This window comes from Floridaenema flaviceps BLCC-F50 (genome assembly GCF_041929275.2).
Classification (GTDB): domain Bacteria; phylum Cyanobacteriota; class Cyanobacteriia; order Cyanobacteriales; family Aerosakkonemataceae; genus Floridanema; species Floridanema flaviceps.
The window spans coordinates 59,114-83,450 of the sequence record NZ_JBHFNR020000003.1; the positions used below are offsets into that span (position 1 = coordinate 59,114).

Sequence of the window (24,337 nt, forward strand, 5' to 3'; positions counted from 1 at the left end):
TGCGTTACGGCTTGCGCCTAACGCACCCTACTGATTAGCGAGTGGCGAGTGTTTCTGCTTTGGCTTCGGGAGAACGTTCGTCAATCACTTTGTCGATTAAACCGTACTCTCTTGCTTGTTCAGCTGACATGAAAAAGTCACGATCCATGTCTTTTTCGATCTTTTCTAAGGTCTGACCAGTCATTTGGACATAGATATCATTAAGTTGACGACGAATTCTCAAGATTTCTCTGGCTTCGATGTCAATGTCTGTTGCTTGTCCTCTGGTACCGCCGGATGGTTGGTGAATCATGATCCGAGAGTGGGGTAGTGCTAGGCGTTTGCCTTTGGTGCCAGCGGCTAGGAGGAAGGAACCCATTGAAGCAGCTAGACCGACACAAATCGTCACTACTTCTGATTTAATGTATTGCATGGTGTCATAAATTGCCATACCAGCAGTGACCGATCCACCGGGAGAGTTGATATACAGATAAATTGGCTTTCCTTGATCGTCGGAATCTAAGTAGAGCATATAAGCAACGATCGCATTGGCGATCGTATCATCTACTTCTTCAGTCAAGAAAATAATCCGTTCCCGAAATAGACGATCTTCGAGATCGATCCATTGTTCGTAGGTACTACCGGGAAGGCGATAGGGAACTTTTGGGATACCAATAGGCATAGTTTTCGGGGGGTTTTGGTGTAATTTTTTCTGGGAATAGTTGAACAGACTTGATTAAGTTAAGGCTGCAACTGTATTGGGTAGGGCTTTGCTGCTAGTGAGAACGCGATCGATCAGTCCGTACTCTTGGGCTTCTTGGGGTGTCATGTAAAGAATGCGTTCGGTATCTTTAGCGATTCTCTCAACTGATTGCCCAGTATTTTGGGCGAAAATTTCTAACAGCAAGGTTTTTTTGTCCAACACTTGTTTAGCACTAACTTGAATGTCGGTTGCTTGTCCTTGGGTGAGGCTGCGAAACTGAGTCAGTGCGATCGAAGCATGAGGTAAACTAACTCGTTTTCCTTTGCTTCCAGATGATAGAATCAGCGCTGCCATGCTAACTGCTTGACCTAGACAAATGGTGAAGATTTCTGACTTAACGTGCTGCATTGAATCATAAACTGCCAAGCCAGCCGTAATTGACATCATCCCCAGACTTTCATTTGTCATTCCTGCCAAGACTGGATCGCCCAAAGAATTGATATAGATGTATATCGGTTTACTTTGGTCTTCCGAGTCCAGATATAACATTGCCGTAATTAAAGAATTTGCCACATCAGTTGTTAGTGGCTGATTTAAAAACAGAATGCGTTCCTGGCTTAAGCGAGTGTAAATATTCACCCATTGCCAGTAGTTACTACCTGGAATATTGTACGGAACTCGAAGTGCTGAATTAACAGGCATAATGAATAACTTGCTGTTCCTTAAACTAAGGCGGGTATTTGCGCTGGCAGATCTTTTCTGCTTTCGAGGACGCGATCGATCAGCCCGTACTCTTGGGCTTCTTGGGGTGTCATGTAGAACATCCGTTCGGTGTCTTTGGCAATTTTATTTGCGGGCTGTCCTGTATTTTTCGACATGATATCTAGCATGGCTGCTTTGTTTGCCAAGACTTCCTGTGCGTAGATTTGGATATCTGTTGCTTGTCCCCTGGTTCCACTGCGAGGTTGATTCAAAACAATAGTGGCATGAGGTAAACTAGCTCGACAGCCTTTTGTGCCTGCGGATAGGATCATGGCTGCGGTACCCATTGCTTGACCGATACAAATGGTATGCACAGGGATATTGATGTAGTTGATGGTGTCGCAGATGGCAAAGGCTTCTGTTTCGTAGCCGATCGCGTCGCCAGTATACCAAGATGTTCCTGTGGAGTTAATGTAGAAGAAAATCGGCTTCTCTGGATTGTCAAATTTCAGATAAAGCAACTGGGCAATAATTAGCTTAGTAACATCAACTCCCATTTGGCGCTTATATTCATCTGGGGAAACTATCGGAGTTCCCAAATAAACAATTCTTTCCTTCAGCAATAGAGAAGGCAAATCTGGAGGTGGTGTTCGGAAAGAGGCATCTCCGTAATATGAAGCTTGCATTGCCTTTATAGGTGATTCCATAAGCGCGTTGAGCCCAATTAATTCTATGGCATTGTGTATTTTTCATAGTAACGCGCTTTGGGATATGCCTGAAATATAACTGGTGTAGTGATCCCTACACCACTTGTGGTGTTTTATCCTGGGGTAATTGTGCGTAACCCTCTGAGTTTGCCGTGAAGTATAGCTACTAAAAGCATAGACAAATATTAATGGTCTTAGTTTTATTAGGAGGTTTTACCCTAAATGGATGGCTACTCACCCTCTATCCCATCATCAGATTGATATTTGGGACTGCTTCAACTTAAGTTATTACTTAAGGTTTTTGCCTGACTGAATTTTAGTTATCACTCATTAGTGACTATGGTCTGAAGCTAAAATTATAGCTTAATTGAGCATTTAAGTCTATATTTAAGTAGGCTTAAGTACAAATTAAGTGAAGTTTAACAATACTGCAACGGTCAAAGGCTCAGCTTTTGGTTGTTATTAGTCATTCGTCATCAGCCAACCAACGATCGATGATTAATTAATGATTAATTTTCCCGATCGACTCCGAAAAGCTCTTTTTTGACCTTGCTAAGTATAACTAAATATTCCTTTTTTCTGCCTTGGGAGCACAGATTATGAAAGTTGGTTTACAACCGCTGTTAAATGATGCCAATCTGGATGCGACTCAATCTACAAGTCAGCGTCAATTGGAGATTTCCGTTTCAGCGATTCGAGGTGAATTTGTCGAAAATGTGCCGCTGAATTTGTGCCTGATTTTAGATCATTCTGGTTCAATGAGTGGTAGACCGTTGGAAACGGTGAAACAGGCAGCTGGACAATTAGTGGATAAGTTGAAGTCGGGCGATCGCCTTTCTGTTGTCATCTTCGATCATCGTGCCAAGGTATTAGTTGCTAATCAACTAATTGAAGATACCCATAAAATTAAACGGCAAATTAATCAACTTAAACCTGATGGCGGCACTGCCATTGATGAAGGTTTACGCCTGGGAATTGAAGAACTGGCTAAGGGCAAAAAAGATGCTATTTCTCAAGCTTTTTTATTAACTGATGGCGAAAATGAGCATGGTGATAATGCCAAATGTTTAAAATTGGCGCAATTAGCAGCAAGTTATAATTTAACGCTGAATTCTTTAGGTTTTGGTTTGCATTGGAACCAAGATGTTTTAGAAAAAATCGCTGATGCTGGTGGCGGTACTCTATCTTATATTGAACAACCAGAACAAGCGGTTGATGCTTTTGGTCGGTTGTTTAATCGCATTCAATCAGTAGGCTTAACTAATGCTTACTTGCTATTTTCTTTAATGCCGAAAGTCAGGTTAGCCGAATTAAAGCCGATCGCGCAAGTTTTCCCAGATACAATTGAATTGCCAGTGCAACCAGAAGGCGATAAATTCTCCGTAAGATTGGGAGATTTAATGACAGCGCAACAACGGATAATTTTAGCTAACCTTTATATTGGTCAAATGCCGGAAGGTCAACAAACTTTAGCTAATTTACAAATCCGTTACGACGATCCAGTTCAAGGCAAAGAAGGATTACTTTCGCCAGTTTTCCCAGTCACAGGTAATTTTGTCCAGAACTACCAACCAAATTTAAATCCACAAGTCCAAAAGTCAATTTTAGCTTTAGCAAAATATCGCCAAACTCAAATTGCTGAAACGAAATTACAACAAGGCGATCGCACAGGTGCAGCTACAATGTTACAAACTGCCGCTAAAACTGCCTTACAAATGGGAGATCAAAGCGCAGCTACAGTATTACAAACAAGTGCGACTCGCTTACAAGAAGGACAAGATCTTTCAGAAGCCGATCGCAAAAAAACCCGCATTGTTTCCAAAACAATTTTACAAAGCGACTCTTAGCAGGTAGATGGGGAGATGAGGAAATGGGGGGATGGGGAGATGGGGAGATGGGGAGATGGGGAGATGGGGAGATGGGGAGATGGGGAGATGGGGAGATGGGGAGATGGGGGGAGCCTGGGACTCTTGAGAAGTTAATCAATTCAAAAGTCTGTCCAAAACTCAAAACTCTCCCACTTAGAACTCCCCAAACTCTCCAAAACTCAAAACTCTCCCACTTAGAACTCCCCAAACTCTCCAAAACTCAAAACTCTCCCACTTAGAACTCCCCAAACTCTCCAAAACTCAAAACTCAAAACTCTCCCACTTAGAACTCCCCAAACTCAAAACTCAAAAAACGAAGCTAAGAACTCTCCCACTTAGAACTCCCCAAACTCTCCAAAACTCAAAACTCAAAACTCAAAAAACGAAGCTAAGAACTTTCTTCCGTTCTGCCCTAAACTGATATCAAGCAAACAATAATAAATCAAATGGGGCAAATTAGAGCAGTATTGTGTGGTTACTACGGGAAAGGTAATGGCGGGGATGAAGCATTGTTAGCTTCGTTATTACAAATGTTGCCACCGAATGTTAAGCCTTTGGTGCTTTCGGGAAATCCGCGAGAAACTAAAGAAAGATATCAGGTGGAAAGTTACGATCGAATGTCAGCTTGGCAAGTCTTCAAAGCCATCCGTAGTGCGAATGTTTTTATTTGGGGTGGCGGAAGTTTGATGCAAGATGTAACAAGTTTTGCTAGCCCAATGTATTATGCTGGATTGATGGGATTAGCCAGACAATGGGGGCTGAGAACAATTGCTTGGGCGCAAGGAATTGGCCCAATAGAACGTCCGATAATTCGGGCAATTGCCAAACAAGTTTTTGCCAAATGTGAATTAGTCAGCGTGCGCGATCGCGCCTCAGCTAACCTACTATTAAATTGGCAAACACCCTGTTGTTTAGCACCCGATCCTGTATGGGCATTAGAAAGTTTACCAGTAAAAGGACTTTGGGATTTACCTGCACCAAGAGTAGCTGTAACTTTACGTCAACATCCCGAACTGTGCCCAGAAAGAATTGCTAATTTAACTAAAGCTTTAATAGACTTTCAAAAAGCTACCCAAAGTTTTATTTTACTAGTACCATTTCAGAAATCTAAAGATTTAGCGATCGCTAAATCTTTAGAGTCACAATTACCAGGTGCTAGTAAAATTTTGACACTGGATAATCCCAGAGAATTAAAAGGCTTATTTCGGGGAGTGGAAATGGCGATCGGAATGCGTTACCATAGCCTGATTATGGCAGCAGCCCAAGAATGTCGTTGTTTTGCCCTCAGCTATGACCCAAAAGTTAGCCAACTAATGCAAGAACTGTCAATTCCCGGATGGAAATTATCAGAAATCCCTGAAGATCCGAAAATAATTACCCAAACTTGGTTAGACTGCTATGCTAACGGTGATAGTCTATCATCAGCACAGATTCAATCCTTAGTAGACAGAGCGCTGATTCATCGAGAATTGTTAACTCAAGCTTTAGCAGTTGATTAAAAGGTAAAAATGTTGCAAATCACCTAGAATAATCATCTGATCTGAGATAGGCTATTCACAATGCGACGACTAGTGCAGCAGGGCAGAAATAACTATATAGTTAAAAATTAGGTGAAAAAGCTGTTGTATAAACCTTCTTTCCTTGGAGCCTTCTACCCTGGAACCCTCTGCCAAATTGTACTAGTACGCATTCAGGATTCTTAACTGTTTTGAACTAGAACCATGAGTGAAGCCCAAAACCCCTTTGATAATCCCATACCAGAACCGAGTAACTCCCCTAACGAGACTCAATCCAATGATATTAAGTCGGTTGCAGATTTAGGCGCACAAGACCAACCAAATCAACCAGAGATATCTTTTGTAATTCAGAAACAAGATGCAGCCAAACCTAACACCCCAGAAGCAGTGATTTCCGAAGAAACACCTGCAACAAAAGCAGTACCGGAAGAACAGCCAAGGATATCATTTATTGGAGATTCTGGGGGATTGCGGTTTGACATCTCTAGAGAATCATCGCCACAAACAGCAGAGGTAGACGAGACAAATCTGTTTGAAATTAATTTAGAAGCGATCCTAGCATTTGAGCCAGTAAATACTACTTCTGAGGATTATCCTAGCTCTAGCGAAAGCACGGAAACAGCTGATTCCCAGAATGAAAGTACTGCAATAGCGGAAATCTCTAACACAGAAACAGCCGATTTTGATGTTTTAGAGTTAGTGAATTTAAGTGAAGCACTGCAACAGCAAAACAACGATTTACTTGCTCATGTACAGGATGTAGAAAGATTATTAGATGAGTGTAACCGAGCTTTGGAATCGCAGATTAAGCGATCGCAAACCGCCGAAACCAAACTCGCTGAACAATCCAAAGAATTATATACCACCCAAGAACAACTAGGCCGCTTATTCCGCGAATTAGAAGCTTCTCACCAAGTCGCCCAACGTCAGCAAATATTAATTGAAACTTTAAATCATCAATTAGAAAGTAGCCAAGAACGAGTCGCAGAATTAGAACGTCAATGCGCCTTCGTTCAACAACGTTACAACGAACAATCTCAACTACTTTTGCAAACCGAAAACACCCGTCAAGAACTGCAAGACCGTTTACAGCGACAACAACGTTATACTCTGCAATTTAAAGCGGCATTAGACAAATGTCTCGATATACCAACTATCAAAGAAATTAATGCCGAAATTAGTGCCTTGCTTAACTCTTCAGAAAATCAAACCAACCCTCAAAATATTTCGGAAGCAGTGCAATTATTACTCAAACCTCAACCAATCAAACCTTGGTCAGCAGTGTCGCAAATTACCAGCGAGCAATCAAATTTCACTCAAGACGAAAGTAGCAGAAATTTGATATTACCTCAATTTAATAAACTGCAACCTCAGCTAGAACCAAGCAACGAATCTTTGAGTAATCCATTTTTAGAAATTGCCAAATCCGATCCTTATTTAGCACCAGACATATCAAAAGAATCAACAGATAATCCTCCGGCAAATTTTGGTGCCGATGAAGAAGCGATGTGGGAAGAATTAGAAAGACTCACTCAAGGTACAACAGTAAATGTTAATCCCCAAGAAACTTCTGTGATTCCTCAAGCTTCTAATTCATTGCCAGCAAATACTGAAGAATCTCCGGTTAAAGAAGTAGAATTGCTATCAGTAACACCAACAACAGAGCCTAATTTAGCAGCTACTAAAAATCATGAGTCGGTTGATTCTAAACCTTACCCCAGTTCGCCTTCACCTATAGTTTACCCGCAGCGAACTCCGAAGAAAATTAAATCATTAGCTGCCGTCGATTTGCCTAGCTTTCCTCGACCCAGCCAAACCAAGTAAATTAGCAAAATGAGAAATTGGCAACTTTTTGGATTACCAGCTTTTTTTCAACCGCAAATCGCTTAAAAAACAGTTGCCATTTTCCAATTTAGATTTCATTTCATCCCCGCTCGACAACATTAACAATTGCTGTTCCTACAGGGATTTCTCCCTGCAAACCTACTCGTTGTGCAGTTACTCCATAAAGTAAAGTTGTTTCACTTCCCGGAGCCATTCGCACTCCAGTTAATTCTACTTTTAAATTAGTGTTAGGAGTTACTGGTTGAGCAAAAGTAATGGTGATATTTCTATCATTTCTGGCAACAGTCGCTGGGATTTCTTTACCTGCTTGATCTGTCACTTTTATACCTTGAAAAGGTTGCATTTGACTGGGTAGAGCGATCATTACATCTTGCAAAGACATTCCTATAACTGCAATCTCAATAAAATGACTACTACCTAAAACTCCAGAGTTTGTAATTACAGGCGCACTAAATTTAAATACCATTTGTGCTTGTGCTGCGGGAATCATTATAGGAGTAACAACAGTTGTAGTAGCAAATACTAATGCAGATAAACTTTTATAAATTAAGCTTTTCATTTGGCTACCCTCAAAACTAATCTTCGATTAATTAGCATGATGATTCGCCAACCTGAAAATAAGCTGAGTAAAAGATGAAAGAAAAGCAATAATTGAATAATTTTAAGCTGAAACTTCTATTTGTAGGGTGCGTTAACGACAGTGTAACGCACCATTCCATCATATTTAGTGCCAGTGCGTAAGTCCTGAATTCAAAATTCAAAACTCTTTTCAGTGTTGTACTTCCAAGCTTTTACTTTGGTAAGCTGAGAGTTGAAAGCTGCGAGGTTTAGGTTTTCCCATGCCAGTGGTGAAGGCGTAACTTTGAGAGAGTAACCATAACCAAAGTGCTGGATAACGCCTTTCTAACCAAGGTTGTTGACTGCGTAACCAGTTGGGAAACCAACCGGATAATAGCCAACTAATTAAGGCGTTTAAGGTAAATGTGAAGTAACTACCTAACCAACGAAAAATGTCTTTTGCGCCAGCGAGTTCCCAAATCCAAAGTAATAAAGCTGGGTTAATTCTTGCAGCTATTAATGCTAGTCGATTGAAGGTTAACCAATCAAATCTGTCTTTGATAAATGTTTCGGCTACATTTTGCGGTTCGGCGGCTAAGATTCCAAAGAAAGTGTTTAACATGGAGTTGATTCTTTGGGGTGGTAAATATTTACCTGTGGGAACCATCATGCCTTTAGAAAATAGCCAGGTGACGGCAATGTTACTTTGGTAAGCACGAATTTGGTTTAAATGTTTGGCTTTGAGAAGGTCATGTTTTAAGGCGGTATCTAAAAGTTCTGTTAAGCGGGAAAGGTTACGCACTAATGAACCAAATCCGGTAAAGACTAAGGGTGATTGTAAGGAAGCTGCATCGCCAATGGAAATTAGTCGATCGATCGCCACAGTGCGATCGCGACTTCCCACGCTAAAATGTCCCGGAATATAACCAAAAGTCGGCTTTTTCCACTCTAATTTATCTAAATCGCAACGGCGATATTCCGGTAAAATCGTAAAAAAGTCCTCGTACATTTCCAACAAAGAACCGGGATTTTCCGGGTGTACTTGATGGTAATGAAATAAATAAATTGTCAGTTCATCACCTTCGCCTGGAAACAATTCCCAAATTAACTGACGACCTCTAGAAATATCCCCGTGACTAAACAGAACATCACCATATTTGGCATCCCAAACCTCTGGCGTTATCCCACTTAAAACTGCTCCAACTGTAGGACAAACACTATCAAAAGCTCGACCTTTATTTAATTGCCAAGCGATCGGGGAAGCTGTCCCCATTGCATCTACCAACAATCTCCCAGTTGCTTGTTTATCTGTTTGGCTCGGTAAATGTTTTAACTGCACAATTACCTGTTCTTCGCTAATATCGGCGCGGACAAATTCAGTTTCATCCCAAATTTCCCCCCCTAATGCTTTCAGTTTTTCCCCACATAAACGCAGCAATTTTTCCGAATTCAGGGCGATATTTAACACGGTGGGCGTGTGTAAAATTGGCGCTTTTAAATGTGGCGGATTATTCCCATCAAAAAATTTGCTAAACCCATCAATATATTCCCTAGCAATTACACTTTCAAATTCAGCGGGAGTAAACAAACCCAAATCAATTAAACTTTGAAATTCCATTCGGGAAATATTCCATTCCCGATTCATTCTGCCAAAAGGTAAACGTTCCACCAATAAGACACGATAACCCAATTGCGCCATGACTGCGGCGTGAATTACTCCCAGCGCACCACCAATATAAATTAGGTCGTATTTTTGAGTTGTTTCGCTGTTTTGCTGTTGGGTTTTTGACTCAAAAATCACTTGTTTGGGTTGTTGAGGATTTCGCACACCTTCGCGCCAACGCATTTCCCACCAATAAGCCCGTTTTAAGTCATATTCACCGTTGGGCATTTTTTGGAAGTAACGCACGGTTAAGGGGTAGTTAGGGGCGAGTGCGTCAAAAATTGATTGGCTAGAAAGATCGATCGCAGGTGGTTCAGGATATTGATTGGGAAATTGCTTCCTGAGTTGGGCGGTTAACTGTTGTAATATTTGTGGTTCTTGGGGAAAAGGTCGAGTTCCCCAACGAAATACCTTTAAATATGTCGATCGCTGTACCGACCAGACAAAAACCGCAAGCTGAACATCTGTGTCTGGAATGTTTGTCGTACTACTTGTAGTTTTAGGACAACTCAGACAAAAGCCATCTTGAGTTATCACCTTTTCGCCCCAAACTGGCTCAAACTCCTGTTGTAACCAAGTGCGAACTACATCTGTGTTCGGGGTGGGGACTTCTAAATAAAGGATTTCTTTCATGTTCAGTAAGGTCGCTAAAGCTAAGTAACGAGATGGTGTTGACAGGCACTAAAAGTGCGATATAATAGCCGATACTCAATATCGTTTAAAAAACTTTACAATTATCTCATTTTTGTAAATCTTTACGGAGATAACTTAAATAACTAGCTATGAATTATCCCATTCCAGCCAACCCAAAAGAGGTGATGGCTTTACAACAAAAAAGTGTAGATGAAGAAATAGTTGCAGCTGCGATCGCCGGAGTGATTAAAATTTCGCGAAGGGAAGGCAAATCCTTAGAGCAACTAACTGCGGAAGTCCTAGCTGACGACTGCTTACTGGATATGCAGCAACGGCGCTGGCTCAAAGAAGTTGTCGCCCAAGCGTGGGAAAGCATCGCTTAAGCCACAACATCAACTCAACTAACTTCAAATTTTTTCATCACTCTTAAAACTAAAAAACAGAGCAGAGCGCTAATTAAGCCCAACTGCCATAAGCCACAGCCAGCAGCAACCCCTAAAGCCGCTGAAGCCCAAATCGCAGCAGCGGAAGTCAATCCACTAACTTGAATCGAATCAGATTGCTCTCCTGAAGATCTGACTATTTCCCCAGCACCTAAAAAGCCGATACCAGCGGCTATTCCCTGAACTACCCGCGAAATGCTATCACCATCTTTGAGAGCTCCCAAAACTATGGGAACCATGACAAACAAAGCAGCAGCAAAACTGACTATCATGTGAGTTCTTAAGCCAGCTGGTTTACGTTTGCGTTGGCGTTCCCAGCCAACTATTCCTCCTAGCAGTAAGGAGAATAATAACCGAGAAAGCAAACCCAGCCAATCATCGGGAGCAAGGGAGAGAGAGCTAATCAATGTCTACCTAAGAGAAAAATGACGTTGCCATCAGTTTAGAGATTTTTGGGACTGATTGCGATCGGTGAAAAGGAAGATTATCTGCTAGCTCTCTCCCTTGTCTAGAACACACCCTTGATTTATCTTTTCTGCGGTAACGGTGACTTAGATTCTATGGGAAAAAATTCCCTAGTATCTGGTGAATATTCCCAAGCAATTCCTTCTGGATCTCTTCTGCGACTCCATTCGGTAAAACTGGGATCGTCTCTTCTTTTCATCACCGTGCTGGAATGTACACGCAACCGTCTAGCTAATTCCGATTGAATCAAAGATTGAAAAATCGGATGTTTTCTGGGAATTGCTTCCAGGGTGGGATCGGATTCTGGAATATAATCTTCTTCGGATTCTTCTTCCAGATAATCAAGGGTTTTATCTGTAGTTTCCGGTTCAGGAATTGCCTTTAACAACAACTCTTTTGGCTGACTTAGGTATTTGGTGTCCTCACGATCGTCATCCGTATCACTCGCGTCAAATATTTTGCCGAGAGTGTTAGCGGTAATGAAGTAATACACCGCACCTTTGTCTTCATAAGTGTGTTTTTGGGCAGCAAATTCCTCAGCCTTAGCATCTAAGAACCTTTGGGCCGATCTTCCCGAAATATTTGCCTTCATGCTCAAGTCTAGTGCAGTTACACATCCTTGGTTTTCTGAGATTAACTGATGGAACACAGGGTTGAGTTGTCGGCTCAACTTTTGTAATTGATAGCGTTGCCAAAGGCTCCCAGCACTACTGAGCAAAACTAAAATCAGTAGTATGGGCCAAGCTTTAAATAGCAGTATGATGGCGAACGCTATGGGGATAATTAGAATTAGAACGCCTGTAGCGTTGTTGTCGATGTCTCTTTGGGCCATGTCCTTTTTTGCCAATACAACTTCATGGCAATTACATAAACTCCTTGCAGAAGCAGGGGAAAAGGGTAAACAAAGCGGAAAAAGGGTCGGATTTCCTCCTTTGCCCTTTAACCTTTGCCTTTTGCCCGGGTGGAAATAAACTTTTGCAAGAGGTCTAACATTAATCTTGGCAAATATTGGGATCTTTAATTTGCCTTATAGCAAATTGTCTTTGGCAATTTTTAATTTTTTAGGCGATCGCACCCCTTCACCTGCTTTTTCGCAGTATTACTTATCATAAACAGCACCAAATAGCAGCATCTTTTGCAAAAATTAACAAAACAGGCAAATCGGTTAATCGTTAATTTTTTTAACTTACCCCTGCCTCGGTCTTTTCGAGATAACTAAACAAAGCTGCGAGCACTGTGTTAGAAAACAAAAACCCTTCGGGATCAGTTAATTTTAACCTGCCAGTGGCAGGGAAGGGAAAGTTTCCCCCTGTGGTTTCTATTATTTCTATCCAACCTTTTTGCTGTAATGGTTGTAAGCAATGGCAAATTTTTTCTAAGGTTTCTCGACCAAACTTTTCGGCTAAAACTGCTATTTCTAAACCTTCAGCTAACCGCAATCCTAACATTAAGGTTTCTAATAAAATATCATGTTCGTCTAATTGGGGAGCATCTAAAATCCCACCGGAAGCGATGAAATTTTCTACCCATTTGTAGTATTCTTGGCGTTTTCTGGGGCGAGTAAAACGCTGACGGTTGAGGTAACTAGCGGCACCCATGCCAAAAGCGTAATAGGGGCGATTTTCCCAATAAACTCGATTATGACGGCATTGATGTCCGGGTTGAGCGTAGTTAGAAATTTCGTAATGTTCGTAACCGGAAAGGGTTAAGATTTGTTGGGTAAGGCGGTACATTTGAGCGGTAGTTTCATCGGTGGGTAAGGGTTGAGAACCGGGTTGATAATAGCGCCCAAAAGCTGTACCATCTTCGATAATTAAATCATAAACGGAGATGTGAGTTGGTGCGATCGCCACAGCCTTTTCTAAACTTTCTTGCCATTGTGCGATCGTTTGTTTCGGCAACCCAGAAATTAAATCAATGCTCAATTCTGGCGGATTAATTTGGCGAATTAAATCAATTGCGGCTAAAATATCGGTGGTAGTATGCGATCGACCACAAACTTGTAGTAACTCGTCCTGAAAAGCTTGCACGCCTAAACTAAACCGCGTAATTCCCGCATCTTTATATCCCTGAATTTGCGGTAAATCAAAAGTTCCGGGATCGATTTCTAAAGAAATTTCCGCATCACTGGCAATCCCATATTTATTGGCTAAAGCTGTTAAAATTGTTTCGATTTGTTTGGGGGATAATAGCGAAGGAGTTCCCCCGCCAAAGAAAACAGTTGTTAAGGGTTTTCCCTGGGTGGGAGTCGCGGCAATTTCTTGGCAGAGAATATCAATATACTGGACAATTGTGCCAGAGTTTTCGCCTCTTGTGCGATCGCCCAGCACCGAAATCGGAAAATCACAATAAAAACAACGCCGCCGACAAAAAGGAATATGAATATAAGCAGAAGTCGGAATATTTAAATCTATGTGGTAATTGCTACTTTCTCTGGTGAAATTTCTCATCATTTGATTTTAGATTGAACTTACAGATAAATCTGAGAGATTGAACTGATGTGATTCCGGCAATACTTTAAAGTAGCTTCGCCGGAAATATTAATTCCCAAATTGCCAAAAAATGCCAAATTATGAACAAACCTTAATTAATTCGTAAATACTTGTAAATTAAATCAAATAAATTCTTAAAAATCCGGCTGAACTGTTGTGCGTGTACGGTCTTCCTACCAGGAATCTACGAAATAACCAAAAACAAACCAAGGAGTATAATGGAACGATATAAATCTCAAAAGCTGAGATTTTTTTAATGGTTTCTTCATTCTTCCCGGATGGAAACTAAAACACAATCAGCCTAAAAAAATGCTTGACGCAATCATTATTATTTTATTCATCCTAGCAGCAGCTGGTATTGGGTTCGATAGCATTGACCTCTTGCCCAGCACGATGCTCAAACCAGTGACGAACATAGAAGGTTTACGATTGGTACTTGCCGGGTTTGGTGCCATTATCGGCGCTGCCATTGGCTTAAGTGTCCAAACTACCTATCGTCGCTTGGAAAGAAAAGTGCGGGAAATGCCTGTGGAGGTGCTTTTAACACGCGCCATTGGCTTAGTGTTAGGCTTGCTGGTAGCCAACTTGATGCTAGCACCAATTTTTCTACTACCCATTCCCACAGACTTTGGTTTTATTAAGCCAGTAGTTGCAGTTTTGGGTAGCGTGATGTTTGCCTTTACGGGCGTTAGTTTAGCAGACACTCACGGGCACAACTTTCTGCGGCTAATTAATCCCCATTCAGCAGAAACTTTGCTGGTGGCAGAAGGTACCCTCAAACCTGCGGCGACAAAGGTTTTAGATACTAGTTGCATTATCGACGGTCGCATTGAAGAATTACTCGCTACTGGTTTTGTGGAAGGGCAAATTTTAGTGCCACAGTTTGTCCTGCGAGAATTACAACAAGTTGCCGATGCTTCTAACGACCAAAAAAGAGTCCGAGGTCGTCGCGGTTTGGAAATTCTGAACCGGATGAAAGAAGACTACCAGGAAAGAATTGTCATTCATTCTGCTGACTATGAAGATATTCCTACGGTAGATGCTAAGTTAGTGCGTTTAGCGCAGGAAATTAATGGCACTTTATTAACTAATGATTACAACTTGAGTAAAGTTGCTAGTCTGCAAAAAGTACCTGTGTTGAATATCAACGACTTAGCCCACGCCATTCGTCCTAGTTACTTACCGGGTGACAGCCTGGATTTGAAAATTCTTAAGGAGGGTAAGGAACCTAGTCAAGGTATCGGTTACTTGGATGATGGCACCTTAGTTGTAGTTGAGGAGGGTAGTAAATACGTGGGTAGTGAATTGCGAGTGATAGTAACTTCTGCTTTGCAAACTACTGCGGGAAGAATGATTTTTGCCCGCCCCCAGGCAGCTGAAGGTTTGAAGGTTTGATGTTGACAATCAAAACTCAAGGCTTTTACACCCTCACCCCCCGATCTAAAGTAATATAGCACTTTAGATAGGGGGAAATTTATTGCCAATTTAATTAATTTTGAAAATAGCATTACTGAGTGTAATATGTTTTGTTTATAAAGGCAAAATATACAATTGCAACCAGGTGAATTTGGGGATCACTTTTATAATGAAACCTTAACTTAAGAAATTAGATTGAATCGTAGGTATATTTTATACATTGCTAGCATAAAAATCCGTTGTCCGGTTACTTATCATGACGTTTGTAGTAGCGACTTTAGTCGTTTCTTTGGGCAATAAGGAGCCTGGTTGCAGTAGACAAAAACTGGCAGTTTTTGTAAAATCCTGCTAATTGTATTCTTGATATCAATTTTTCTTGAATGCTTGCAGTATAATTGTCATCTATGTTCAAGGGATTTAGTTAATCAGTTTTAACGAAAAAGTGGAAAAGTTAAGAGTAGCACAACTGTATTGCCAAAAAAAAGGGAGATAAACAAATGTCTTGGTGGTTGGAGATTGTTACCAAGAATCCTAGCTGTATTTACTATTTTGGGCCTTTTGATAGTTTAAGGGAAGCGGAATTAGAGAAAGGCGGTTACATAGAAGATTTAAGACAGGAACAAGCAGAGATAATTGATACAAGGATAAAATTTCTGAATCCTTTGCAATTAACGATCGACTTAGACGAGCCAGAAAGGGAGAGAGAAATGAAGGTTCCGGCTTAGCTTCGGGTTGCCATCATTTAATGAGATTACTAGCTGAGAATTTTGTTACTGGGGAACTCAGCTAGAATAATTTACTAACTTATATTTATAAAGATATATTAGTTAATTCAACTAAGATAACATAAAATAAATTTTATTTATTGTTGAAGAATGCACGTACTTTCAATCCCTACTTGGATCATTCACGTTTCCAGCGTTATTGAGTGGATTGCTGCGATTTGGTTAATTTGGACTTATGGTGAAGTGACTAAGAACCGAGCGTGGTATGCTTTGTCTATGGGGATGCTGCCAGCTTTAGTGAGTGCGATGTGTGCTTGCACTTGGCACTACTTCGATAACCCAAAGTCTCTGGAATGGTTGGTAACGCTGCAAGCTGCGATGACGGTACTGGGGAATTTTACTTTGTTACTCGCGGGTTGGTTGATTTGGCGAAGTGCTAAATCTGCTATGGTAAAAACACCTGGAAGTCAGGAGCAAACGCCATCTTCTACTAAATTAGGACTATGATTTCTAAAGACACCCTGTTTATTGTGTCGCTATTTCCCTATTTGGGTTTCTTGTGGTTTATTACTCGTTCCCAACAAATGCCACGATTAGGTTTAATAGGGTTTTATATGACCTTGGTGTTTGTCGGTGTTACCATTCCTGCGGGAATTTACGCAAAAATAGTTTATGGTGAATCTTTAGCAAATGTTGATTGGTTGCATGGTGGTGCTGAGTTTTTTTTAACACTGGCAAATATTTTGGTAGTGTTAGGCTTTAGACAAGGCATAATGGAACAGAAGCGATCGCAAAGAGAAAAAAGTTAACCAAGAAGATAGTATCAAGACAGAAAAACCTGCTAAATAGAACAAATTAAGCCTGCGGGTGCCTTGCCAATTATGATATGTTGCCTCAACCCCAATTGTAAACAGCCATTAAATCCTCCAGGTAGAAAGGTCTGCCAAAACTGCGGTAGCAAACTAGAACCTCTGCTGAGAAACCGTTACCGAGTAATTAAACCTATTGGACAGGGAGGGTTTGGCAGAACCTATCTCGCAGCGGATCAAGATATGTTAAATGCTAGCTGCGTGATTAAGCAATTTTCCGTACAATCTCAAGGGACGCAATCTCACGAAAAAGCGATCGAACTTTTCAACAAAGAAGCATATAGACTGCATGAACTAGGAGTACATCCCCAAATTCCTACTCTGTTAGCTTACTTTGAACAAGATAAACGTTTGTATTTAGTACAACAATTTATTGAAGGACAAAATTTATATCAAGAATTGCTGCAACAGGGAATATTTAAGGAAGACAAAATTCGGGAAGTTTTACAAGATATTTTACCTGTATTAAAATTTGTTCACGAACGACAAGTAATTCACCGCGATATTACGCCAACTAACATTATTCGCCGCAAAAACGATGGAAAATTCGTGTTAATAGATTTTGGCATTGCTAAACAAATTACAGAAAGTACAGCCTCGCAACCAGGAACTAAAATTGGTACAGAAGGTTATGCACCATTAGAACAATTGCGGAACGGACAAGTGTTTCCCGCTAGTGATATATATAGTTTGGGTGCAACCTGTATTTACTTAATGACCCAAGTTAAGCCGGATAGCCTTTATAATCCTTTAAATGGTCAATGGATTTGGCGAGATTATTTGCGTAAAAAAGGCTTAGATGTTAGCGATAACTTAAGCCAAATCTTAGATAAAATGCTCAAAGATTGGGTGAATGAACGTTATCAATCAGCCGATATAGTATTGCAAGATTTAAGTGTCGTGGGTTGGCAACCCGCTACTAGACAAAATCCTACACCTACCAAACCACCTACAGTTACTCCCCCGCCTGCGGTTTCCCGACAACCTGCACCTAATCCCAGTGTTTCTGGACGTTTAAATATTAGTAAAACTCCAGTTACTCCGGGAAGAAATACACGCCGTCCGATAACGCCTCCACCTATTTCCCTCCAACCAAAAACCAATTCTACACAGCGAATTTGGAGATGTGTGAATACCTTAACTGGTCATACTTCTTGGGTAATGGCGGTGGCTATTAGTCCTAATAAGCAAGTGATTGCTAGCGGTGGTTTAGATGACCAAATTAAAGTTTGGAGTTCCCAAACAGGAGAAATTTTACATAATTTATCAGGACATACAAAGGCAGTTAATTCTCTAACTATTAGTCCTGATGGATTAATTCTTGCTAGTGGTAGCGATGATGAAAAAATCAAACTTTGGAATTTACACAGCGCTACTTTAATGCAAACTTTAACCGAACATTCCAGAGATGTGAATGCACTGGCAATTTGCCCAGATGGACAAATTTTAGTTAGTGGTGGAGATGACAGAACTATCAAATTGTGGCGGCTAAAAAATGGCTTGCCAATCCGCACTTTATTTGCTTCTGCCGGAATGATTAAGGCAATAGCAATTGATCCGAAAGGGGTATTAATTGCCACTGGCGGTTTAGATAACCAAATTAGACTTTGGAAGTTAGGGACAGGAGAATTAGTTAATACTCTCAATGGGCATTTTAATTCAGTTTATTCTGTAGCATTTAGTCCTGATGGACAAATGCTTGCCAGTGCGAGTAAGGACAAAACAGTTAAATTGTGGAACTTACAAAACGGAGAAGTAATTCGGACTTTTTCGGGACATTCTGGGTATGTAAATGCTGTGGTAATTAGTCCTGATGGTAGAACTGTAGTTAGCGCCAGTAGCGATAAAACAATTAAGATATGGCGCTTAGAAACAGGCGAATTACTGTTTACTTTGAATGAACATACAAGTGCGGTTAATGGTTTAGCAATGAGTGTTGATGGACAATTACTTGTTAGCGCCAGTTCCGATAAAACCATCAAAATTTGGCAGGGATTTGGTTGATTAATTGGTCATTTGTCATTTTCAAAAGTTAATTGGGGAGTAGAGTCTAGCATTAAATTTGGCATTTTTGAGCCGAGAAACAGCATATTCGTAATCCTGTACCCAATATTCTTTACCAAAGCGCACAGCTTGACGCTGATTTTGATTCATAACAATTGCGATTACCGGAATTTTCGCGTCAGCGTCACCCCTACATTCTTGTAAATTTGCTCTGAGATTTTCGAGTAGTTGCTGTTCCTCTATTTGCTGCGGTGTTAGTTCCAAAACTACCATAACTTCTGATTCTTCGATTTCTGTTGTAGCAGTTTCTTCTAAAGTCGCCAGTGTATCAGCTGGAACTAATTTTGCTTCATAAACAATTAACTGAAGTTGTTCTTTTTCTGTGTCTACTTTACCTTTGAAAATTAATGGCACATCTGTTACCAAATCAGCGTTAACTTTGTCATAAGTTTTGCTAAAAACAACTGCTTCATATTTGCCAGTTAAATCTTCTATTTGCAGAATTGCCATTGGGTCACCTTTTTTTGTTACCACTCTTTTAATTTCGGTAATCATGACAATGACATGGACATTTTTTCCCCGGTTTTCTGCTAATTGATTAAGGGTAATGGGAGAAGGATTTAAGCCTAATTTAGGAGCTAATTTTTCAATAAATTTTAAGGGATGAGCAGAAACATAAAAGCCTAGCAATTCTTTTTCAAATTGTAGCTTTTCTTTGGGGTCAAAATCATTTATTTGTGGTGGTTTTGGTGCGGGACTTCTGACACTTTCTAAGGGAAATAAAGTTGGTTGATCGGAAACTCCTTTACTTTTTTGTGCCCAACTGATGACAAAAGGTAAATGTTCAATGAGTTGTTGACGGTTTTGGTTTAAACAATCTAATGCACCACATTTAATTAAGGCTTCTAAGGCGCGACTGTTGACGCTGTGTAGGTTAATGCGATCGCAAAAATCCGCCAAATCCTTAAACTCCCCTCCCTGTTTCCTCACTTCCAAAATATTTTTAATGGCATTTTCACCCACATTTTTGATTGCCGACAAACCAAACAAAATTTTGCCATCTGAAGGTGTAAAATTCATGTCTGATCGGTTAATATCTGGCCCTTCTACTTTAATGTTTAATTCCTGACAGTTAGCAATATATTTTTGGACTTTATCTTGATCGCCACTGTTAGCTGTTAGCAATGCAGCCATGTATTCTACTGTGAAATTTGCTTTTAAATAAGCGGTTTGGTAAGTGACGTAAGCGTAGGCTGTAGAATGGGATTTATTGAAGCAATTAGAAGCGACTAAGCCATTTGTCAAAATAAAGTTATGATCGCGTTCAACGCCGATATCGTAGACAGGTTGAGTTCCTAATGATTTACGACTAACAATTTTAACTATTATCTGTTCTATTCGCTTTAAATCTAACCCTTTGGCGAAAATTTCATCAATTGGCAACATTTGACCATCAGTAGTCATAAATTTATGGTCTTTTGTTGCTCGAATAATTGAACCATCTTCTAAGGAATATTCAAAAAGTTCTTGTTGTCCTCGGTTATGAAATTGAGCGATCGGTTGAGTATAGACAAATCCATTACTATCAACACTATAAACTGTGCAGTCGATTCCTTCTTCAACAATTTTACCGATCGCCATTACACCATATTCCACAGTCATGATCTCTGTGTCATAGCTTAAACAATATTCAGCGAACAAAACCATTTGATCGAATAATTGTTCTGCTATTCTTCTATTAACACCATTTTTAGTTGAACCATCAATAAAAGTTTCGCGCTGTTTCTGCATTTCTTCAGCTTTCTTTTTGCCCATTGCCCGCCTCAATAAATCGGCTTGACCTAAAGTATATCCTGCCAAATCTTGCGCCATTTTCATGATTTGTTCTTGATATACTAAGACTGCATAAGTTTCTTGAAGTATGGGTTCTAGCAATGGATGTTCGTAGTTAATTTCTTCTTTGCCGTGTTTGCGATCGATAAATTTAGGAATCAACCCCGCATCTAACGGCCCCGGTCGATATAACGCTAAAATTGAAGAAATATCTTCTATACTCGAAGGTTTCAACTTTTGCACCACATCAAGCATCCCCGAAGATTCTAATTGAAATACCCCTTCCAAATGCCCTTTTTCTAAAACTTTATAGGTTTTTTCTACCTCTTGCGGTCGTTTTTTTAATTCACCTTTGCCTAAGATTTTAAACGCCTTTCTTTCCTCACAGGTAATATCATCAGGATTAACTGCAAAGCCGCGATTTTTCTTAATTAAATCTAAGGTATTTTGAATAATCGTGAGGTTTTTCAAACCCAAAAAGTCCATTTTTAACAAACCCAGCGATTCCAAATCTTCCATGAAATACTGAGTAATAACTGAACCGTCATTATTTCTTTGTAAAGGTACAACTTCATCCAAAGGTTGAGCAGAAATTACCACACCCGCCGCGTGAACACCAAAGGTTTTGTTAGTACCTTCAATCCGCATTGCCATATCAATCCAACGCCGGACATTTTCATCATTATCATATTTTTCTTTAAACTCTTTGGCAGGAGTATCATCAGAAATCATCACCTTTAACTTAGTTGGTTTTCCCCGCACAACCGGAATTAATTTTGCCATTTCATCCGCTTCTTTGTAGGGAATATCCAACACTCTAGCGACATCTTTTAACACCGCTTTAGAAGTCAATCGGTTAAAAGTAATAATTTGCGCTACCCTTTCTTTGCCGTATTTTTCCGTAACATAATCAATTACTTCTTGCCTTCTTTCAATACAAAAGTCGGTATCAATATCTGGCATTGATTTCCGTTCTGGATTTAAGAAGCGCTCAAATAAAAGCCCGTGATGTACAGGATCGATATTAGTAATTTTTAAAGCATAAGCAACCAAAGAACCCGCCGCCGAACCTCTTCCCGGACCTACTGGAATCCCTTTATCTCTAGCGAATCTGATGTAATCTCCCACTACTAAAAAGTAAGTGGAAAATCCCATCTGTTCGATCATTTTTAATTCATATTCCAAGCGTTCTTTATATGCTTGTTCGATGTCGGCATAATTGCGATCGCATCTTTCTTGCAATCCTTCCCTAGCCAGTTTTTCTAAATAAGTACTAGCTGTATGATCGGGAGGAACTGGATAATCAGGTAATCTTGGTTCGTTAAATATTTCATATTTTTTTACTTTATTTGCTACTTCTATAGTGTTTTCAATTGCCTGTTTAATCACTTCATCGGGCAAATGATCGCGAAACAATTGCGCCATTTCGTCAGGGGATTTTAAATATTCTGTCCCGCTATAGCGCATTCTTTGTTCTTCTATTAATTTCTGACCTGTATTAATACATAATAAAGCGTCGTGTGCTTCGACATCGGAACAACCTGTAAAATGAGAATCATTTGTTGCGACAACTTTTATGCCTAATTCTTGGGAAATTTTAACGATTTCAACATTAACAATTCTGTCTTCTAAATAACCGTGATCTTGAATTTCTAAATAATAATCATCTTTAAAGACTCCTTGATACCATTTAGCGCATTCTCTGGCTTCTTTTAATTTGTTTTGTAAAATTAATTGCGGAACTTGACCCGCACGACAACCACTAGTAACAATTAACCCTTCGTGATATTTTTCTAATAATTCTCTGTTAATACAAGGACGGGAAAAAATACCTTTTCCTTGAACGCCTTGCAGGTGGGAAATAGTAGTTAATTTAACTAGGTTTTTGTAGCCTTGGGTGTCTTTAGCTAAGACAATTTGGTGATATTTGCGGCGACGTTTTTCTTGTTTTTCGATGTCGCCTTCTACCACGTACATTTCGTTACCGACGATCGGCTTTACGTTCTTATTGCGGCAAACTTTAATTAATTCGATCGCACCATACATTACACCATGATCCGTAAGTGCGATCGCAGGCATTCCCAATTCTATAACGCGATCGATCAATTCAGGAATTTGACTTGCGCCATCAAGTAAACTGTAATCGCTGTGTGTGTGTAAACCAACAAAAGACATAATTCTTGGTAATTGGTAATCGGTAGTTGGTAATTGGTAATTGGTGAGGAATTAGGAATTGGGAATTTCCCAGTCCCTAGTCCCCAGTCCCTTATTAATCCAAATTAGGTTTATGTTGATTCCAAGTAGTTGCTTGTTCGTAAGCATAAGCCACTTGCAGCAACAATTCCTCTTGCAATACTCTGCCGATCAATTGCATTCCAATTGGTAAACCTTGTTCATCAAAACCGCAAGGAATACTCAACCCAGGTAAACCAGCCAAATTAACTGGAATTGTCATCAAATCTGTTAAGTACATACTCAAAGGATCGGCAGTTTTATCACCTACTTTAAAAGCCGTTGTTGGCGCAGTAGGAGAAACTAAAATATCCACCTTTTCAAAAGCACTATCGAAGTCTTTTTTAATCAAAGTGCGGACTTTTTGCGCCTTCAAATAATAGGCATCATAGTAACCTGCTGATAAAGCATAAGTTCCTAACATAATCCGCCGCTTTACTTCCGGCCCAAATCCAGCAGCACGAGTCTTAGTATACATAGATAAAAGATTATTAGCCTCTTCATCGCGTATACCATATTTCACTCCATCGTAACGGGCTAAATTTGCCGAAGCTTCCGAAGGAGCAATGATGTAATATGCTGGTAAACCATATTGGAATCGGGGACAAGAGATTACATGAATTTCTGCACCTAACTCTTGCAAAACTTCGATCGCTTTAGTCACAGCTTTTTCCACACTTTGATCTAAACCTCGACCAAAAGTTTCCGAAATTACGCCAACTCTCAGAACACCCCTAGTTTTGAAATTCGGTTTCAAAGATTTAGCATAGTTGGGGATTTTCACATTTAAACTAGTGGAATCTTTGGGATCGTAACCTGCGATCGCACCGAGTAAAATAGCTATATCTTCTACCGATCGTCCAAAAGGCCCAATTTGATCCAAAGAAGAACCATAAGCCACCAAACCGAAACGGGAAACCAAACCATAAGTCGGCTTCATCCCCACAATACCGCAGAAAGACGCAGGCAACCGAATCGATCCCCCCGTATCCGAACCCAAAGACACCACAGCCTCGTCAGCCGCCACAGCCGCAGCCGAACCCCCCGAAGATCCACCGGGAACCCTTTCCAAATCCCAAGGGTTAGCTGTAACTTGATAAGCCGAAGTTTCCGTAGAACTACCCATTGCGAACTCATCCATGTTCGCCTTACCCACCATCACCGCCCCAGTTTCCGCCAACTTTTGGGTTACGGTTGACTCGTAGGGAGGAATAAAACCTTGCAAAATTTTTGAGCCGCAAGTTGTGGGAATTCCTTTAGTACACATATTGTCCTTAATGGCAATAGGAATTCCTGCCAGCAGCCCAATTTCTTCACCAGCTGCAATTTTTGCGTCTACCGCCTTAGCCTGTTCTAAAGCCTTATCTGCTGTAACGCACAAAAAACTACGCACTTTCGGTTCTACCGCCTCGATGCGTTCCAAAGCTTCCTTTGTTATTTCTACAGCCGAACGTTCTTTGCTGATGAGTTGTTGGTGCAACTCGCGGATGGATGCCATGCAGCGACCTCTTTTTATCTGATTGCCCAGATCTATAAGTATATGTTTCTTCATCCATTGAAAATTACCCTGATTATCACTGATGCAATTCTCAGAAGCTTATGCTGGGCAGATGAACACGCTATTGTAACGTTTAAATATCTACTTTTAAGCAATTAAATGTAAAGTTTTGTGGCATCTAGCGA

19 protein-coding genes and 1 pseudogene are annotated in these 24,337 nt (G+C 40.4%); 9 read left to right on the plus strand and 11 right to left on the minus strand.

Annotation, left to right across the window (positions count from 1 at the left end; translation table 11 throughout):
• Window positions 1–34: 34 nt before the first annotated feature.
• Genes ACE1CI_RS29355 through ACE1CI_RS29365 form a run of 3 tightly spaced genes read right to left on the minus strand, consistent with a single transcriptional unit; the run spans window position 35 to window position 2,091 of the window.
• On the minus strand, window positions 35–661 hold the full coding sequence (locus ACE1CI_RS29355; protein WP_413262911.1) for an ATP-dependent Clp protease proteolytic subunit: 627 nt from the start codon (window positions 659–661) through the stop codon (window positions 35–37).
• Between the two features lie 54 nt (window positions 662–715).
• Window positions 716–1,384: an ATP-dependent Clp protease proteolytic subunit gene (locus ACE1CI_RS29360; protein WP_413262910.1), complete on the minus strand. Its 669-nt coding sequence runs from the start codon at window positions 1,382–1,384 to the stop codon at window positions 716–718.
• Window positions 1,385–1,404: 20 nt separating this feature from the next.
• The gene (locus ACE1CI_RS29365; RefSeq protein ID WP_413262909.1) at window positions 1,405–2,091 is read right to left on the minus strand and encodes an ATP-dependent Clp protease proteolytic subunit; all 687 of its coding nucleotides are present in this window, start codon (window positions 2,089–2,091) and stop codon (window positions 1,405–1,407) included.
• A gap of 599 nt (window positions 2,092–2,690) precedes the next feature.
• On the opposite strand from ACE1CI_RS29365, the gene ACE1CI_RS29370 reads away from it, so the two are divergent.
• The 3 genes from ACE1CI_RS29370 to ACE1CI_RS29380 all read left to right on the plus strand — a co-directional run bounded on the left by ACE1CI_RS29370 (window position 2,691) and on the right by ACE1CI_RS29380 (window position 7,300).
• Window positions 2,691–3,938, plus strand: coding sequence for a vWA domain-containing protein (locus ACE1CI_RS29370; RefSeq protein ID WP_413262908.1), 1,248 nt, complete (start codon window positions 2,691–2,693; stop codon window positions 3,936–3,938).
• 467 nt (window positions 3,939–4,405) lie between these two features.
• Window positions 4,406–5,458: a polysaccharide pyruvyl transferase CsaB gene (gene csaB, locus ACE1CI_RS29375; protein ID WP_413262907.1), complete on the plus strand. Its 1,053-nt coding sequence runs from the start codon at window positions 4,406–4,408 to the stop codon at window positions 5,456–5,458.
• Between the two features lie 222 nt (window positions 5,459–5,680).
• Entirely contained in the window at window positions 5,681–7,300 is a 1,620-nt protein-coding gene (locus ACE1CI_RS29380; protein WP_413262906.1) for a mitotic spindle assembly checkpoint protein MAD1, read from the plus strand.
• 100 nt (window positions 7,301–7,400) lie between these two features.
• Here ACE1CI_RS29380 and ACE1CI_RS29385 read toward each other — a convergent pair whose 3' ends face one another.
• Together ACE1CI_RS29385 and ACE1CI_RS29390 are read right to left on the minus strand one after the other, a co-directional pair.
• On the minus strand, window positions 7,401–7,880 hold the full coding sequence (locus ACE1CI_RS29385) for a DUF2808 domain-containing protein (RefSeq protein ID WP_413262905.1): 480 nt from the start codon (window positions 7,878–7,880) through the stop codon (window positions 7,401–7,403).
• Window positions 7,881–8,090: 210 nt separating this feature from the next.
• Complete coding sequence (locus tag ACE1CI_RS29390; protein ID WP_413262904.1) at window positions 8,091–10,175, minus strand: NAD(P)/FAD-dependent oxidoreductase; 2,085 nt, start codon at window positions 10,173–10,175, stop codon at window positions 8,091–8,093.
• A 149-nt stretch (window positions 10,176–10,324) separates the two neighbouring features.
• Between ACE1CI_RS29390 and ACE1CI_RS29395 the strand changes: the two genes are divergently transcribed.
• A complete protein-coding gene (locus tag ACE1CI_RS29395; RefSeq protein WP_413262903.1) occupies window positions 10,325–10,558 on the plus strand; it encodes a hypothetical protein in 234 nt (77 codons plus the stop codon).
• Between the two features lie 14 nt (window positions 10,559–10,572).
• On the opposite strand, the gene ACE1CI_RS29400 is transcribed toward ACE1CI_RS29395, so the two are convergent.
• The 3 genes from ACE1CI_RS29400 to hemW form a co-directional block, all read right to left on the minus strand.
• A complete protein-coding gene (locus ACE1CI_RS29400; RefSeq protein ID WP_413262902.1) occupies window positions 10,573–11,025 on the minus strand; it encodes an MgtC/SapB family protein in 453 nt (150 codons plus the stop codon).
• Window positions 11,026–11,144: 119 nt separating this feature from the next.
• The gene (locus ACE1CI_RS29405) at window positions 11,145–11,915 is read right to left on the minus strand and encodes a hypothetical protein (protein ID WP_413262901.1); all 771 of its coding nucleotides are present in this window, start codon (window positions 11,913–11,915) and stop codon (window positions 11,145–11,147) included.
• A gap of 349 nt (window positions 11,916–12,264) precedes the next feature.
• Window positions 12,265–13,536, minus strand: coding sequence for a radical SAM family heme chaperone HemW (gene hemW, locus ACE1CI_RS29410; protein WP_413262900.1), 1,272 nt, complete (start codon window positions 13,534–13,536; stop codon window positions 12,265–12,267).
• A gap of 348 nt (window positions 13,537–13,884) precedes the next feature.
• On the opposite strand from hemW, the gene ACE1CI_RS29415 reads away from it, so the two are divergent.
• The 5 genes from ACE1CI_RS29415 to ACE1CI_RS29435 all read left to right on the plus strand — a co-directional run bounded on the left by ACE1CI_RS29415 (window position 13,885) and on the right by ACE1CI_RS29435 (window position 18,589).
• The gene (locus ACE1CI_RS29415) at window positions 13,885–14,970 is read left to right on the plus strand and encodes a PIN/TRAM domain-containing protein (protein ID WP_413262899.1); all 1,086 of its coding nucleotides are present in this window, start codon (window positions 13,885–13,887) and stop codon (window positions 14,968–14,970) included.
• 518 nt (window positions 14,971–15,488) lie between these two features.
• Entirely contained in the window at window positions 15,489–15,716 is a 228-nt protein-coding gene (locus ACE1CI_RS29420) for a DUF1816 domain-containing protein (protein WP_413262898.1), read from the plus strand.
• Between the two features lie 150 nt (window positions 15,717–15,866).
• Window positions 15,867–16,223, plus strand: a complete 357-nt coding sequence (locus tag ACE1CI_RS29425; RefSeq protein ID WP_413262897.1) for a DUF2499 domain-containing protein — start codon at window positions 15,867–15,869, stop codon at window positions 16,221–16,223.
• Window positions 16,220–16,525 carry a DUF3593 domain-containing protein gene (locus ACE1CI_RS29430; RefSeq protein ID WP_413262896.1) on the plus strand — a complete coding sequence of 102 codons (306 nt, stop codon included), beginning with the start codon at window positions 16,220–16,222 and terminating at the stop codon, window positions 16,523–16,525. Before ACE1CI_RS29425 ends, ACE1CI_RS29430 begins: the two co-directional genes overlap by 4 nt.
• 72 nt (window positions 16,526–16,597) lie before the next feature.
• Complete coding sequence (locus tag ACE1CI_RS29435; protein WP_413262895.1) at window positions 16,598–18,589, plus strand: protein kinase domain-containing protein; 1,992 nt, start codon at window positions 16,598–16,600, stop codon at window positions 18,587–18,589.
• Between the two features lie 21 nt (window positions 18,590–18,610).
• On the opposite strand, the gene ACE1CI_RS29440 is transcribed toward ACE1CI_RS29435, so the two are convergent.
• The 3 genes and pseudogenes from ACE1CI_RS29440 to gatA form a co-directional block, all read right to left on the minus strand.
• A complete protein-coding gene (locus ACE1CI_RS29440) occupies window positions 18,611–19,987 on the minus strand; it encodes a helix-hairpin-helix domain-containing protein (RefSeq protein ID WP_496615971.1) in 1,377 nt (458 codons plus the stop codon).
• Window positions 19,982–22,597, minus strand: a pseudogene (locus tag ACE1CI_RS29445) (DNA polymerase III subunit alpha); the annotation flags it as partial. The gene ACE1CI_RS29440 and the pseudogene ACE1CI_RS29445, both read right to left, overlap by 6 nt.
• 94 nt (window positions 22,598–22,691) lie before the next feature.
• Window positions 22,692–24,152 carry an Asp-tRNA(Asn)/Glu-tRNA(Gln) amidotransferase subunit GatA gene (gatA, locus tag ACE1CI_RS29450; protein ID WP_413262893.1) on the minus strand — a complete coding sequence of 487 codons (1,461 nt, stop codon included), beginning with the start codon at window positions 24,150–24,152 and terminating at the stop codon, window positions 22,692–22,694.
• Between the last annotated feature and the right edge of the window lie 185 nt (window positions 24,153–24,337).

Coding starts and splice junctions, on each gene's coding strand:
- ACE1CI_RS29355 (WP_413262911.1), bottom strand. CDS start 661: ATGCCTATTGGTATCCCAAAAGTTCCCTATCGCCTTCCCGGTAGTACC.
- ACE1CI_RS29360 (WP_413262910.1), bottom strand. CDS start 1,384: ATGCCTGTTAATTCAGCACTTCGAGTTCCGTACAATATTCCAGGTAGT.
- ACE1CI_RS29365 (WP_413262909.1), bottom strand. CDS start 2,091: ATGGAATCACCTATAAAGGCAATGCAAGCTTCATATTACGGAGATGCC.
- ACE1CI_RS29370 (WP_413262908.1), top strand. CDS start 2,691: ATGAAAGTTGGTTTACAACCGCTGTTAAATGATGCCAATCTGGATGCG.
- csaB (WP_413262907.1), top strand. CDS start 4,406: ATGGGGCAAATTAGAGCAGTATTGTGTGGTTACTACGGGAAAGGTAAT.
- ACE1CI_RS29380 (WP_413262906.1), top strand. CDS start 5,681: ATGAGTGAAGCCCAAAACCCCTTTGATAATCCCATACCAGAACCGAGT.
- ACE1CI_RS29385 (WP_413262905.1), bottom strand. CDS start 7,880: ATGAAAAGCTTAATTTATAAAAGTTTATCTGCATTAGTATTTGCTACT.
- ACE1CI_RS29390 (WP_413262904.1), bottom strand. CDS start 10,175: ATGAAAGAAATCCTTTATTTAGAAGTCCCCACCCCGAACACAGATGTA.
- ACE1CI_RS29395 (WP_413262903.1), top strand. CDS start 10,325: ATGAATTATCCCATTCCAGCCAACCCAAAAGAGGTGATGGCTTTACAA.
- ACE1CI_RS29405 (WP_413262901.1), bottom strand. CDS start 11,915: ATGGCCCAAAGAGACATCGACAACAACGCTACAGGCGTTCTAATTCTA.
- hemW (WP_413262900.1), bottom strand. CDS start 13,536: ATGATGAGAAATTTCACCAGAGAAAGTAGCAATTACCACATAGATTTA.
- ACE1CI_RS29415 (WP_413262899.1), top strand. CDS start 13,885: ATGCTTGACGCAATCATTATTATTTTATTCATCCTAGCAGCAGCTGGT.
- ACE1CI_RS29420 (WP_413262898.1), top strand. CDS start 15,489: ATGTCTTGGTGGTTGGAGATTGTTACCAAGAATCCTAGCTGTATTTAC.
- ACE1CI_RS29425 (WP_413262897.1), top strand. CDS start 15,867: ATGCACGTACTTTCAATCCCTACTTGGATCATTCACGTTTCCAGCGTT.
- ACE1CI_RS29430 (WP_413262896.1), top strand. CDS start 16,220: ATGATTTCTAAAGACACCCTGTTTATTGTGTCGCTATTTCCCTATTTG.
- ACE1CI_RS29435 (WP_413262895.1), top strand. CDS start 16,598: ATGATATGTTGCCTCAACCCCAATTGTAAACAGCCATTAAATCCTCCA.
- gatA (WP_413262893.1), bottom strand. CDS start 24,152: ATGGCATCCATCCGCGAGTTGCACCAACAACTCATCAGCAAAGAACGT.